General features: G+C 64.5%; 16 protein-coding genes and 1 tRNA gene. 6 read left to right on the forward strand and 11 right to left on the reverse strand.

Features of this window, described 5'->3' with window-relative positions; translation table 11 throughout:
* Nucleotides 1–112: 112 nt before the first annotated feature.
* From QSK05_RS00960 to QSK05_RS00970, 3 genes are all read left to right on the forward strand, one after another.
* Nucleotides 113–1,480, forward strand: a complete 1,368-nt coding sequence (locus QSK05_RS00960; protein ID WP_285592891.1) for a DUF3631 domain-containing protein — start codon at nt 113–115, stop codon at nt 1,478–1,480.
* A 79-nt stretch (nt 1,481–1,559) separates the two neighbouring features.
* Nucleotides 1,560–1,751: a helix-turn-helix domain-containing protein gene (locus QSK05_RS00965; RefSeq protein WP_285592893.1), complete on the forward strand. Its 192-nt coding sequence runs from the start codon at nt 1,560–1,562 to the stop codon at nt 1,749–1,751.
* Complete coding sequence (locus QSK05_RS00970) at nt 1,752–2,957, forward strand: site-specific integrase (RefSeq protein WP_285592895.1); 1,206 nt, start codon at nt 1,752–1,754, stop codon at nt 2,955–2,957.
* 108 nt (nt 2,958–3,065) lie between these two features.
* Here the strand turns inward: QSK05_RS00970 and QSK05_RS00975 are convergent, their stop codons facing one another.
* The 5 genes from QSK05_RS00975 to QSK05_RS00990 all read right to left on the reverse strand — a co-directional run bounded on the left by QSK05_RS00975 (nt 3,066) and on the right by QSK05_RS00990 (nt 5,392).
* Complete coding sequence (locus QSK05_RS00975; protein WP_285592899.1) at nt 3,066–3,431, reverse strand: hypothetical protein; 366 nt, start codon at nt 3,429–3,431, stop codon at nt 3,066–3,068.
* A gap of 36 nt (nt 3,432–3,467) precedes the next feature.
* Nucleotides 3,468–3,626: a hypothetical protein gene (locus QSK05_RS36595; RefSeq protein WP_502879697.1), complete on the reverse strand. Its 159-nt coding sequence runs from the start codon at nt 3,624–3,626 to the stop codon at nt 3,468–3,470.
* A gap of 893 nt (nt 3,627–4,519) precedes the next feature.
* Nucleotides 4,520–4,592: transfer RNA gene (locus tag QSK05_RS00985), tRNA-Ala, on the reverse strand.
* Nucleotides 4,593–4,633: 41 nt separating this feature from the next.
* Entirely contained in the window at nt 4,634–4,747 is a 114-nt protein-coding gene (locus QSK05_RS36600; RefSeq protein ID WP_502879698.1) for a DLW-39 family protein, read from the reverse strand.
* Nucleotides 4,748–4,831: 84 nt separating this feature from the next.
* Nucleotides 4,832–5,392, reverse strand: coding sequence for a TetR/AcrR family transcriptional regulator (locus tag QSK05_RS00990; RefSeq protein WP_285592903.1), 561 nt, complete (start codon nt 5,390–5,392; stop codon nt 4,832–4,834).
* 100 nt (nt 5,393–5,492) lie between these two features.
* Here QSK05_RS00990 and QSK05_RS00995 point away from each other — a divergent pair, with 100 nt between their 5' ends.
* The gene (locus QSK05_RS00995; RefSeq protein WP_285592905.1) at nt 5,493–5,891 is read left to right on the forward strand and encodes a hypothetical protein; all 399 of its coding nucleotides are present in this window, start codon (nt 5,493–5,495) and stop codon (nt 5,889–5,891) included.
* A 196-nt stretch (nt 5,892–6,087) separates the two neighbouring features.
* Complete coding sequence (locus QSK05_RS01000; protein ID WP_285592907.1) at nt 6,088–6,549, forward strand: response regulator; 462 nt, start codon at nt 6,088–6,090, stop codon at nt 6,547–6,549.
* A 156-nt stretch (nt 6,550–6,705) separates the two neighbouring features.
* Here the strand turns inward: QSK05_RS01000 and QSK05_RS01005 are convergent, their stop codons facing one another.
* Complete coding sequence (locus tag QSK05_RS01005) at nt 6,706–7,179, reverse strand: hypothetical protein (RefSeq protein WP_285592909.1); 474 nt, start codon at nt 7,177–7,179, stop codon at nt 6,706–6,708.
* Between the two features lie 64 nt (nt 7,180–7,243).
* On the opposite strand from QSK05_RS01005, the gene QSK05_RS01010 reads away from it, so the two are divergent.
* Nucleotides 7,244–7,693, forward strand: a complete 450-nt coding sequence (locus QSK05_RS01010) for a MarR family winged helix-turn-helix transcriptional regulator (RefSeq protein WP_285592911.1) — start codon at nt 7,244–7,246, stop codon at nt 7,691–7,693.
* 31 nt (nt 7,694–7,724) lie between these two features.
* Here QSK05_RS01010 and QSK05_RS01015 read toward each other — a convergent pair whose 3' ends face one another.
* The 5 genes from QSK05_RS01015 to glgX all read right to left on the reverse strand — a co-directional run bounded on the left by QSK05_RS01015 (nt 7,725) and on the right by glgX (nt 12,019).
* A complete protein-coding gene (locus tag QSK05_RS01015) occupies nt 7,725–8,300 on the reverse strand; it encodes a TetR/AcrR family transcriptional regulator (RefSeq protein ID WP_285592913.1) in 576 nt (191 codons plus the stop codon).
* A gap of 5 nt (nt 8,301–8,305) precedes the next feature.
* On the reverse strand, nt 8,306–8,626 hold the full coding sequence (locus tag QSK05_RS01020) for a DMT family transporter (RefSeq protein ID WP_285592915.1): 321 nt from the start codon (nt 8,624–8,626) through the stop codon (nt 8,306–8,308).
* Nucleotides 8,627–9,072: 446 nt separating this feature from the next.
* Nucleotides 9,073–9,489 carry a type II toxin-antitoxin system VapC family toxin gene (locus tag QSK05_RS01025; protein WP_285592917.1) on the reverse strand — a complete coding sequence of 139 codons (417 nt, stop codon included), beginning with the start codon at nt 9,487–9,489 and terminating at the stop codon, nt 9,073–9,075.
* Complete coding sequence (locus tag QSK05_RS01030; protein WP_285592919.1) at nt 9,486–9,746, reverse strand: type II toxin-antitoxin system Phd/YefM family antitoxin; 261 nt, start codon at nt 9,744–9,746, stop codon at nt 9,486–9,488. Before QSK05_RS01030 ends, QSK05_RS01025 begins: the two co-directional genes overlap by 4 nt.
* 71 nt (nt 9,747–9,817) lie before the next feature.
* The gene (glgX, locus tag QSK05_RS01035) at nt 9,818–12,019 is read right to left on the reverse strand and encodes a glycogen debranching protein GlgX (protein WP_285592921.1); all 2,202 of its coding nucleotides are present in this window, start codon (nt 12,017–12,019) and stop codon (nt 9,818–9,820) included.
* Nucleotides 12,020–12,081: the final 62 nt, after the last annotated feature.

Here is a 12,081-nt window from a genome sequence, read left to right on the forward strand (position 1 = left end):
AGCGTCCCAGCCGTCCCAGCCGTCCCGCCGCAGGTCAGAAGGGGATCGGGCCCGCCCCGGTCCGTCCCATGGGACGGCTCAAGCCGTCCCACAACCCCGAGGGAGAACAACTGTGAGCACCGAACGCCGAGCACCGGCCGAGATCAACGGTGCTGAACTCCTGGACCGGGTGCGGGCCGCCGTGACCCGCTACGTGATCCTCCCGTCGGATGCCGCAACCGATGCCTTCGTGCTGTGGGTCGCGGCCACCCACGGTCTGAAGTTCTGGACCCACGCCACCCGGATGGTCATCCGGGCACCCGAAAAGCGCTGCGGCAAGTCCCGTCTGCTGGACGTTGGTGAGGCTCTGTCGTGGAAGCCGTTGGTGACCGTGAATGCGTCTCCGTCCGCGATCTACCGCAGTATCGGGGATGTCGATGAGGACGCTCCGACGATCCTGATCGACGAAGCGGACACGATCTTCGGGCCCAACGCCCAGGGCGCCAACGAGGACCTGCGGGGACTGCTGAACGCCGGATTCGGTCGAGGCCGGGCCGCGCTGCGGTACGACGCTGCCACCCGGCAGGTCGAGGAGATCCCCACCTTCGCCATGGCAGGCATGGCCGGGATCGGCACTATGCCCGACACCATCGAAGACCGGGCCATCGTGATCCGGATGCGCCGACGCGGGCCCGGCGAGAAGGTCGCCCCGTACCGGGCCAAGCGAGACGGGCCGCCCCTGGGCCGCCTGCGGGCCGAGCTGAACCGGTGGGTCCGCTCTCACCCCGAGCTGGAGCACGCCGAACCGGTCATGCCGGTCGAGGACCGGGCCGCCGACACCTGGGAACCCCTGATCGCTATCGCCGATCTGGCCGGGGGCGACTGGCCCGAGCGGGCCCGGGCCGCGTGCCTCGCTCTGGAGGCCGAGAAGGAGGCCAACACCGACATGCCGATTCAGGTCCGGCTCCTGATCGACATCCGGGCCGCTTTCGAGGACGACGAAGCTCTGGCCACGTCCACCCTGCTCATGCGGCTCACCAGCGACGACGAGGCACCCTGGGCCGCCTACGGCAACCGGGGCGACGCGATCACGCCGATGCAGTTGGGCAGGCTGCTGCGGGAGTACGACATTCGGCCCGGAAACATCCGGTTCCCCAATGGAATCCAGGCCAAGGGCTACACCCGCGAGGCATTCGCCGACGCCTGGTCGCGGTACTGCCCGGAAGTGCTGGCCGAATCCGGGCAAGATGTCGAGGCCGACGGACCCGCGACCGCGTGGCCGGAACAGCCGCAGACGTTCCTTCACCCCTCGTTGGGACGGCTTGAGCCGTCCCATGGGACGGATCGAGACGAGAGCACACCCCCTCTGACCAGCGGTGGGACGGCTGGGACGGCTGGGACGCCTCTCACGGGCACGCCTACATCTCCGGCCGTGTGCATCCACTGCCGCAAGCCGCTCAGTTACGACGACGGTTCCCACACTCACCCCGCCTGCGCCTGATCTCACGGACGAGAGGACGCCTCCCTTGACGACGGCTCACCCCGAAAACAGCCCTCTGCTTGGCCGGAAGCTCTACCGCGTGCCCATGGACGTGATGCAGATTCTCGGGTTCTCCCGCAGCACCACCTACGAAGTCATCCGCTCGGGCCGACTCCCCTCGGTGGTCGAGGGCAGCACGCGGTTCGTGACCGAGCGAGGAATCACGGAGTACATCGCCCTTCTGGAGCGCGAGGCGCAACAGGATCACAACGAAATCGGGAGGGCCGCCTAAATGACCACGCGTCGCGGGCAGGGTGACGGTTCGATCTTCTGGGAGGAGTCGCGCAAGCGCTGGGTTGCTCTGGCCGATCTCGGATATGGACCGAACGGCAAGAGGATTAGGCGCAAGGCAATCGGTCGCACAAAGACCGAGGTTCGGGAGAAGCTGAAGGAGATTATCCGGGAGCACGAGGACGGGGCTCCGGCTACTCCGCAGAATTACACGGTGGCGGACGCGGTTGATTACTGGCTGGCTCACGGATTGAGCGGGCGCTCTGCTAAGACGGTCAAGCTCTACACCGACCTTGCCCGGGATCGTCTCATTCCCGGACTGGGAAAGAAGAAGCTTCGGGATCTCTCGGTCGAGGATGTCGAGCAGTGGCTCAAATCCGAATCAAAAACCCTCAGTACCCGGTCGCTGAAGATGCTGCATTCGGTCCTGAACCGGTCGGTCAAGAAGGCCCAGGCTCGGGACAAGGTCCGCCGGAACATCGTGCTCTTGTGCGAGGTGCCCGAGGGGGAGCGGCCGGGCCGCCCGTCCAAGTCGCTCACGCTCGACCAAGCGTCGAAGCTGCTTGACGCTTCCGAGGCATTCCGGATGCACGCCTACATCGTGCTTTCGATCCTCACCGGTGCCCGGCCCGAGGAATTGCGGGCGCTGCGTTGGCGAGAGGTCGATTTGATCGGGGGAGAGAAGGACGGCCAGATGATCCCGGCTTCAATCGCCGTCCTTCGTTCCGTCCGTGAGAGTGGAGACACGAAGACCCAAAAGTCCCGGCGACGCCTGGCGATGCCCATTCGCTGCGTCAAGGCATTGCAGGGGCAGCGGGAGAAGCTGAAGAAGGAATTCGGAGCCAAAGCAATTGAGCATGACTCACTGGTCTTTCCTTCAGCGGCAGGAACCGAGTACGACCTTCACAACCTTCGGCACGCGTTCCGAAGAGTAGTAAAGGCTGCCGGGCTTAACGAAACCGAGTGGACGCTACGCGAAATGCGCCACACCTTCGTTTCGCTGCTCTCCGATGACGGGGTGTCCCTGGAAGACATCGCCCGCCTGGTCGGGCACCAGGGAACCGCCGTGACCGAGTTGGTCTACCGGCACCAGTTGCGGCCCATCCTGGAAGGGGGAGCCACCGCCATGGACCGGATCTTCGGCGACACCGAGACCGGGCCGGGGGAGCCGACCGGGGAGCTGGACCAAGGGCACTCAGCCACTTAGATCCCTGGGCAGGTAAGAGGCGGCCTCCCGATGGCGCGGAAACCGCCTCTTACCTGCGGCGGAGCCGATGGGGCCGCAACTTCCGGCCTGCCTAGTCGCCGATTGAAGTCACAGATTGCCATTCTCAATCATCGCAACCAGTACGGGAGCGGCGGCATGCTCCACAATCTTTAGAATTTGCCTTCCTGCACCTAGAGACACCATCTTTAGCACGTGTGCAAGGCTAGGTTTTTGAGCCTCAATTAATGGCTCAACTTCGGCGGTTAATACGCTAGCACCGTCAACGAGTTTACGTTTCTCCAAGAAGCTAATAAAGTCTTCTAGCTCAACGGCCGCACGGTTTCTATCCGCCGTGGTTATGTTGAGGTCTTGGTTGCGCGATTCCCCGTGTGAAATTTTCCCTATGGCAAAAGACCCATGAATGTTTATCTGATCCCCACCGATGTAGGAACTGCGCAGATCCTTGCTCTCCATCGATTCAACCTTTCCGGACGGATCAGTCGGATTTTGTCATTTCAGATTGACCTGGCCCACTCCTCCTGGTCCATGAAAATTGAACTGGTCACCGAATACCACGTTCTCGACCGTGAACTCCATGGCCCTGTCCGGTGGGGATCCTAGCGCCCCATCCAGCGCTTTCTTGAGATCTCCTAGGTCCTTCTCGTCCATTGACGAGATTGTCAGAGACTCTAGGCCCGAAGGCTGGATCGTAAAATAGAATATCTTCTTTCGAACCAAGAGGCCATTTCTGCATCCCAAGTATGCAAAGGGGAAAACCCAAAGCCCTAGAAAACCTAGGCTGGCCATCACAGTGCCGACATTGGCTTCATCGGAACCATCGTGAGGGCTAAAAACAATGCCTAATACGAGCAGGGCAACGCTCGCAAGGCTGGCATATTTATGAATCTTGCGCCATCGCCTTGACTTATCCGTAGGCCCTTCTCGCACCCTCTTCCGAGGCAAGCGCGATGAGATGCCAGAGGTTCCGATTATGTGCTGTAGGGCAAAGGTCTTGCCACCAACCAGCAGCGTCCTTTGGTTGATAGTTACATCAATCCCCATAAGGTCCCCCGAACCGCCCGACTCAACCTGGGGGCCGATGAAGCCGCTAGCCCTCGTGGTTGTGACTCCAGGTGTTGCTATTGGTTCCCGACCATACCCGCCCCGTCTACGCGCCAGCAGGAAAATCGTTAGTACACGTCCTCTAGAGAAGCATTTCCAAGGCCGTGGGCCCAGCGCCTTGCCCTACTTACGAGTACATGTCGTCGGGGTGCAGGTGTTTGTGCAACCAGGCAAAGAGCATGGTGCTTCACTCAAGGACATCGCGTTGATCGGGAACAGGACACCCCTGCGACCGGGTGGTCTCCCGGCATCAGCTGCGGCCGATCCTGGAGGGCTTGCGGCACCGCCATGGACCGGATCTTCGGCGACACCGAGACCGGGCCGGGGGAGCCGACCAGGGAGCCTGATCAGAGGCCCTCAGCCGCTTAGGCTCCCTATTAGGCTCCCTGGCAGCAAAAGAGGCGGTTTCCGAGTGATCGGAAACCGCCTCTGACCTGCGGTGGAGACGATGGGACTCGAACCCACAACCCCCTGCTTGCAAAGCAGGTGCGCTACCAATTGCGCCACGTCCCCGTATCTCGCGAGCAATCATTATCACTCACGGGACGGGAGGATCAAATCTTGTCGGTCACTGTCGCCCAGGGCTGGGTGGGCTTCGTAGCGCCGACCTTGCGCCACACCGCGACACCGGCTGCGGAGGCAACCGCGACCATCAGCAGCTTCTTCATCAGGGTCCTCCCCGTCCAGGAAGGGCGACGTCTCCGTCACCCTTTGAGCAGGTCGAGATTATCACTGACTCCCGGCTGGGCGGTTCATACCGATCGCCCCGTCAGCCACTGCGTGACCAGGCGGGCCAGGTCGTCCTCGCTCTGCCCCGGATCCAGACTCATCACCCCGCTGAGCAGCAGGGTCGCCAGGCCGTGCACGAGTGACCAGGCAGCGAGGGCCGGCACGCGGTCGTCAGCCGGCGAAAGCGCTTCTGCCGCACCTCCTCGCAACACGTCATAGGCGCGCCCGGAGGCCTCCTGAAACGCCTCGTCCTCGGCGTTGACGGTGTCGGTGCGGAACATCACCGCGAAATGCCCCGGATGCGCCAGGGCGAAGCGCACGTACCGCAGACCCATGCCGGAAAAGTCGTCGGCCTGCTCCAGCGAGTCCGCCAGAAGCTCGAAACCCTGTGCCGCCACAGCAGTCAGCAAGCCGGTTCGGTCGCCGAAGTGGTGGCCGGGCGCGGCGTGCGAGACGCCGGCCCGGCGCGCGAGTTCACGCAGGCTCAGGGCATCGGTGCCCGACTCGGCGATCACGTCGGCCGCCGCCTCGATCAGGGTCCGGCGCAGATCGCCGTGGTGGTAGGGCCTGGTTCCGGATGTCACGACTCCCGACCGTAATTCAGGATCTTGCCATTGACAAGTTATTGAAGATTTGCAACTCTCCTTGCATCTAGCCAATGACAAGATGCAAGGGAGTGGACCGATGCCGACGATCCCGTGGCAGAACCTGGACAGCACGCTCACCGATGACACCGAGGTCGTGGTGATGGCCTCGCGCTTCCAGCTGCACAAGCTGAGCCAGGTGCCGCGGTTCTTCCTGGATGCCATGAAGATTCACCGCCAGGTGGGGCGCAGTGAGGGGGCGGTCGGGATCTCGCTGGAGGCCCATCCGCTACGGCGCGAGTTCTTCACCCTGAGCGCCTGGCGCGATCAGGCCTCGATCGACGCGATGATCCGCCAGGAACCGCACCGCGGCGCGATGTCACGACACCGCCGGGCCATGGCTTCCTCCGCCTTCATCTTCTACCGGTTGCCCGCGGGTCAGCTGCCGGCCGGATGGGAAGACGCCCACGTTCGGCTCGCCGGGAACGAGGCCGGCTGAGGCAGCATCGAGCCAGGTCAGGCCGTAGGTGATCAGCCACGCGCAATTCGGTGCACGGGCACTGGCTCACGTCTGTCCGTGGCCACTGGTGGACAGTTAGGATCGCGGTCTGACCACACCAGCCCCCGAGGTGCGAGCTTTTCAGACCGCGAAGTGGTTCCTCGGCCGCCCATACGCACACGTCGAGGGGTTCTTCATGCTCGCATCCGCTACCCGTGCCATGGCCGTCCTTCTGGTGGACGACGACCCGGGTGACGTCCTCATGATCGAAGAGGCACTGGAGACGATCGGCGCGCCGCGCAACGTCTACGTGGTCAACGACGGCGAAGAGGCGGTGTCGTTCCTCCGCCGCACCGGCGAGTACGAAGACGCCCCGCGGCCCGACGTGATCCTGCTCGACCTGAACATGCCCCGCATGGACGGGCGTCAGGTGCTGGCCGAGATCAAGAACGACCCCGAGCTGCGCAGCATCCCCATCGTGGTGCTGACCACCTCGCAGGCCCCGACCGACATCCTCAGCAGCTATTCGCTGCACGCGAACGCCTACGTCACCAAGCCCATGAACCTCGACGGGCTCACCGAAGTCGTGCATCGGATCGACCATTTCTACGCCAGGATCGCCGCCCTGCCGGGTCGCCGGCCGCGCAGCGAGGACTGATCGCCCCGTTTATCCGCAAGGCTTTTCAACAGCCTGGGGGAAATGAGTGGGCCCAGCATTCGGGAGACCGCAGGCGCCGTGGCACCAGCCTGGCCCCGAATCCGGGAATGATCGAAAGATTTCGCGCAGTAAAGTCTTTCGTCAGCGACCAGGTCATCACACCCCCGTCGACGAGCCGGGCCGCACGATCATCAGAATCACGACGATCGCCCAGGTCAGGCCGAAGATGCCCGTCACCATGCGCAGTCGCGGCAGCAGGGTGGGCACCTGGTCCGGCCCACCCGGGTTCTGCAGCAGTTCCATGACGCGTCGCTGCACCGGCACGACCACCCAGGCCAGCAGGACGGCAGCAACCAAGGTCAGGGCCATCGAGACCCAGATCCAGTAGTCACCGAGTACGCCCATGGCCGAGGCCGTGGCGATGCCGAACACCGGCACGGTGATACCGGCGACCGCATATCCCGTGCTGATCCGGTGCAGCGCCTTGAGCACGGCGAACGGCCCGGCGTGGTCGTCGCCGGCATCGACAGCCTCGCGCGCATAGCGGGGGAACAGGCTGGCCGCGGCGGTGAGCGGGCCGATGAGCACGATGGCCAGAACCACATGGAGGACGAGGAGGAGGGCCTTCATGGGCGACAGGTTACAGCCAGACTTAAACTGATCCGAGAGGGGTGCCGGATGTCAGGATGGGCAGGTGACTGGTGCCCCGAGATCGCCGCAGCCCAGCCCGGGTTTTCTGCTGATGACCATCGGGCGCACCATCCGGACCGAGGTCGAGGCAGGGCTACGCGAACACGGCACCTCCCTGAGGCATCTCTCCGCGCTGGGTCATCTGTCGCGCGAGGCCGGGCTGTCGTACAGCGAACTCGGCCGCCGGGCCGGAGTGACGGCACAGAGCATGCAGGCCACGCTGCGTCAGCTCGAGGAGCTCGGCGCGGTTGATCGACGCACGCTGCCGGGCCGCGGGCGCACCGCCGATCTGGTCGTCACCCCCGCCGGCCGGGAACTCATCGACATCGGCCGACGCACCATGCTCGAGGTGGAGGCGAAAGTTCTCGAGCTTTTGGACGAAGAACAGCGCCAAACACTCACCACGCTCCTGTTCCCGGTGCTGATCGGTAACCAGAAACCGGCGGGGACCTGACCGCGGGGGCCGGCAAACGTCCAAAAGAACTTCAGGAAGTGACCCAGAGCCGCTCGATGGCCGCCCGCAACGGTTCGGCGGGAGGTGCCTCCCCCGTGACCGTGGCCTGCAGAAACACTCCGTCGACGAGGGTGGCGAGGGCGTAGCCGGTGTTCTTGTCGGTGAGGCGACCCGTCACCTCACGTAGCCCCATCAGCCAGCGGGTGGCCAGGGGCCGCAGCTCCGGCGTATGCCCCGCGGCGAGATACAGCTCGCACTCCAGCCGCGCACGCGGCTGATCGGCCAGGTACCCCAAAATCAATTGCGTGAGGACGTCGCTGAGTTTCTTTGCTGCGTGGTCACCTTCACCGATCTCGGCCTGAGCGGCGCGCAACTGTGACTCCCAGCGCTCCAGATCGGCGTCCCAGGCATCGCCCGCCTGCTCCAGCGCCCCGGCAATGAGATCGTTCAGAGTGGGGAAGTAGTAGGTGGTCGCGCCGAGCGGCACGCCGGCCCGGGCCGCGATCGCCCGGTGCGTCGTGCGGGCCACGCCCACCTCGGCCACCACTTCGACGGTGGCCGCGAGCAGGGCGCGGCGTCGGCCTTCCGGATCCCGGGAGCTAGTCATCAGACTCAGTGAACCCCAGCCACGTTAAGGATCACCACCCCACCGATGATCATCGCTGCCCCCGTGACCTTGGCGAGGCTCAGCGGCTCACCCAGGAACGTGGCCCCGATCAGCATGATCGCCGCAATCCCCGCACCCGACCAGGTCGCATAGACAACGCCCACCGGCAGTTGCTCCACGATGCGCCCCAACAGCATGAACACCACCGCATAGGTGCCCAGACACACCACACTCGGCCCCAGCCGAGAGAACCCCTGCGTCGCAGGTAGCAAGCTCGTGGCCACCACCTCCAGGGCAATCGCCACGACCAACATGATGTACGCCATCGCCAACTCCTGTACGCCTGTACTAGTACGTCTGTACAAGACGGAGTCCGTGACGTTTGTTCCCGATGAGCAAGCTGAGCAACAGGAGTCGCCAGAGCGAGCGAGAGGTGTTGCGGCGGAGTTCTTCGGGGCGCGGAGAAAGCCCGCGCGGAGCTATCGCGATGTGTACACCTGGTACATCCGGTACCGGATGTACCAGGTGTACACATCGCGGCCCAGGGGTTCTCGCTCCAAGAGCCGGCGTCCCTACGACTGCCCCCGGCAACCTTCGCGGCTGCCGTACTCGTGGAGGCGCCCATCCGAGTTTGCCCCACCAGCTTTGCCAGCAAGGGCTGTGGGTTCGAGTCCCATCGTCTCCACCGCAGGTCAGGGCCGGTTTCCAGGAATCTTGGAAACCGGCCCTGCGTATATGTGAGCTACGAAGCACGGCCGGGGTTCTCAAGCTGTCACACCGGCTGGTACCAGCCATCCGGCAAACCTGGCGCGATCACTGCAAATCCGCGATCCGCTGCGGCCTGGGCCTGTTGGCGGTCATAGGTAAGAAATTCGCTCTCCCCGAGCTCCATGGCAGCGATGAGATGGATGGCGTCGGCGGTGCGCAAGAAGGTGCCGGCTGGAGAGGGAAGCCGACCTGCGCGCCAGAGGCTGGCTTCATCGATCGTCAACAGGTCGAGTTGACGCAAGAGCAACCCAGCTGCGGCCGCATCGACTCCGGCGCGCGCCACGGTCCGCGTCACCTCAGCGATACTCAGTTCACTCGAGGTCGTGCGGTCTTCGACTTTGGACAGATATTCACCCAGCGCTGCCGTTTCAGCCTCGGCGATGAGTAGTTTCACAAGTCCCGAAGTGTCTACGTACGTCACCGGCCGCGATCCTGCTCGAGCAGACTTTCGGTGGAGACTGAGCTTGCGACCGGCGCGGGGAGAGCACTGAGATCCAGACCGGTACCGAGGTGAAGACGACTGGAGGCCGCCAGGCGGCTACGAGTGTCCGAGCCCGGAGGCACCAGGACCGCGGCAGGCACACCGTTGTTGGTGACGATGATCGATTCCCCCTGCGCAACCCTCCGGAGCACCTCACTCGACTGATTGCGCATCTCTCTCTGGCTGATCGAGTCCATAGCGACAGCGTAGCGCGGCGTAGCACACCGACCCCATCGAATTCCCACACAGAGGTAGCGGACAACTACCGTCAGTCGGTCTTCAGCTGCAACACCGCGAGCGCCCGCCCGGCCACGGTCAGGGACTTCTCGGCGTCCACCACCGGCCCGGGCTCGCCCGTGACCGGCACCGCTGTCTGAATACCCTGCACCGGCACGACCGGCGCCGAGATCGGCAGGCGGCCCGGTTCGGTGCTCAGGACCAGGGCCCAGCTCGCGCCGAAGGTCGCGGGCGGCATGGAGAAGTCGATGGGTTCGTCGTGGGCGTTGTAGCAGAGCACGAATGAGTCGTCGACGACCCGTTCGCCCCGGGTGCTGAGATCGGTGATGCCCTGGCCGTTCAGGTACACGGAGATGGCGCGGCCGAAACCGGATCCCCAGTCCTGGTCGGTCATCTCGGAGCCGTCGGGGCGGAACCAGGCGATGTCGGGCTGGGCCTGCGAACCCTGGGCACGCACCGGCAGACCACTGAAGAAGCGGCGCCGGCGGAACACCGGGTGGTTGCGGCGCAGGGCGGAGGCGGCGCGGGTGAACTCCAGCAGGTCTTCGTCGACGTCCGACCAGTCGATCCAGCTCAGTGGGCCGTCCTGGCAGTAGGCATTGTTGTTGCCGTGCTGGGTGCGGCCCAGTTCGTCGCCGTGCGAGATCATCGGCACGCCCTGGGACAGCAGCATGGTGGTGATGAAGTTGCGTTGCTGGCGAGCGCGGATCTCCAGCACGGCGGGGTCGTCGGTCGGGCCCTCGGCCCCGGAGTTCCAGGAGCGGTTGTGACTCTCTCCGTCGTTGTTGTCCTCGCCGTTCGCCTCGTTGTGCTTCTCGTTGTACGACACCAGGTCTCGTAGTGTGAAGCCGTCGTGCGCGGTGACGAAGTTGACCGAGGCCACGGGGCGGCGGGCCGAGTGCTCGTAGAGGTCGGCGGAGCCGGTGATGCGTGAGGCGAATTCCCCGAGGGTGGCGGGCTCGCTGCGCCAGAAGTCCCGCACGGTGTCACGGTACTTGCCGTTCCACTCGGTCCACTGAGGCGGGAAGTTGCCGACCTGGTACCCGCCGGGACCGACGTCCCAGGGTTCGGCAATCAGTTTGACCTGGCTGACCGTGGGGTCTTGCTGCACGAGTTCGAAGAAGCTCGACAGCCGGTCGACGTCGTAGAACTCCCGGGCCAGGGTGGATGCCAGGTCGAAACGGAAGCCGTCGACGTGCATCTCGGTGACCCAGTAGCGCAGCGAGTCCATCAGCAGCTGCAGCGTGTGGGGGTGCCGCACATTGAGGGTGTTGCCGGTGCCGGTGTAGTCCATGTAGTAGCGCCGGTCGTCCTCGACCGTGCGGTAGTAGGCCCGGTTGTCGATGCCCCGCAGCGACAGTGTGGGCCCGAGGTGATTGCCCTCGGCGGTGTGGTTGTAGACCACGTCGAGAATGACCTCGATGCCGGCCTCGTGCAGGGCCCGCACCATCGCCTTGAACTCCTGCACCTGACCACCCGGGGAGGGGGTGGACGCGTATTTCGGGTCGGGCGCGAAGAACCCGATGGTGTTGTAGCCCCAGTAGTTCGACAGACCCTTGCTGATCAGCGTCGAGTCGTTGGCGAAATGGTGCACCGGCATGAGCTCCAGCGCGGTGACACCGAGCGAGGTCAGGTGCTCCACGATCGCGGGGTGCGCGATGCCGGAGTAGGTGCCGCGCATGGCGTCGGGCACTTCCGGATGGGTTTGCGTCAGGCCCTTCACGTGCGCCTCGTAGACCACGGTGTCGGCGTACTCGTGGCTCGGCGGCCGGTCTGTGCCCCAGTCGAAGTACGGGTTGATCACGACGCACTTGGGCATGTGCCCGGCCGAATCCGCGTCGTTGCGGGCGTCAGGGTCTCCGAAGGGGTAGCCGAACACCGACTCGTCCCAGTCGAAGACTCCCTCGATCGCCTTGGCGTAGGGATCGAGCAGCAGCTTGTTCGGGTTGCAGCGGTGCCCCTGGGCCGGGTCCCACGGCCCGTGCACGCGGTAGCCATAGCGCTGACCAGGCTGAATACCGGGCAGGAAGACATGCCAGATGAATGCGTCGACCTCCGGCAGTTCCACCCTGGATTCGTTGCCCTGCTCGTCGAACAGGCAGAGCTCGACCTTCTCGGCCACCTCGCTGAAGATCGCGAAGTTGGTGCCGTAGCCGTCGTAGCTGGCTCCGAGTGGATAGGCCTTGCCGGGCCAGATGCCGAGGCCGGTGGGGCTGATGGCGGGATCCGTCACAGTGAGCTCCCCGAGGTGTCCAAGGATCGATGCGGGTCTCAGCCGTCAGAAGCTGAACCATG

Origin of the sequence: Kineosporia sp. NBRC 101731, assembly GCF_030269305.1 — a bacterium.
Classification (GTDB): Bacteria; Actinomycetota; Actinomycetes; order Actinomycetales; family Kineosporiaceae; genus Kineosporia.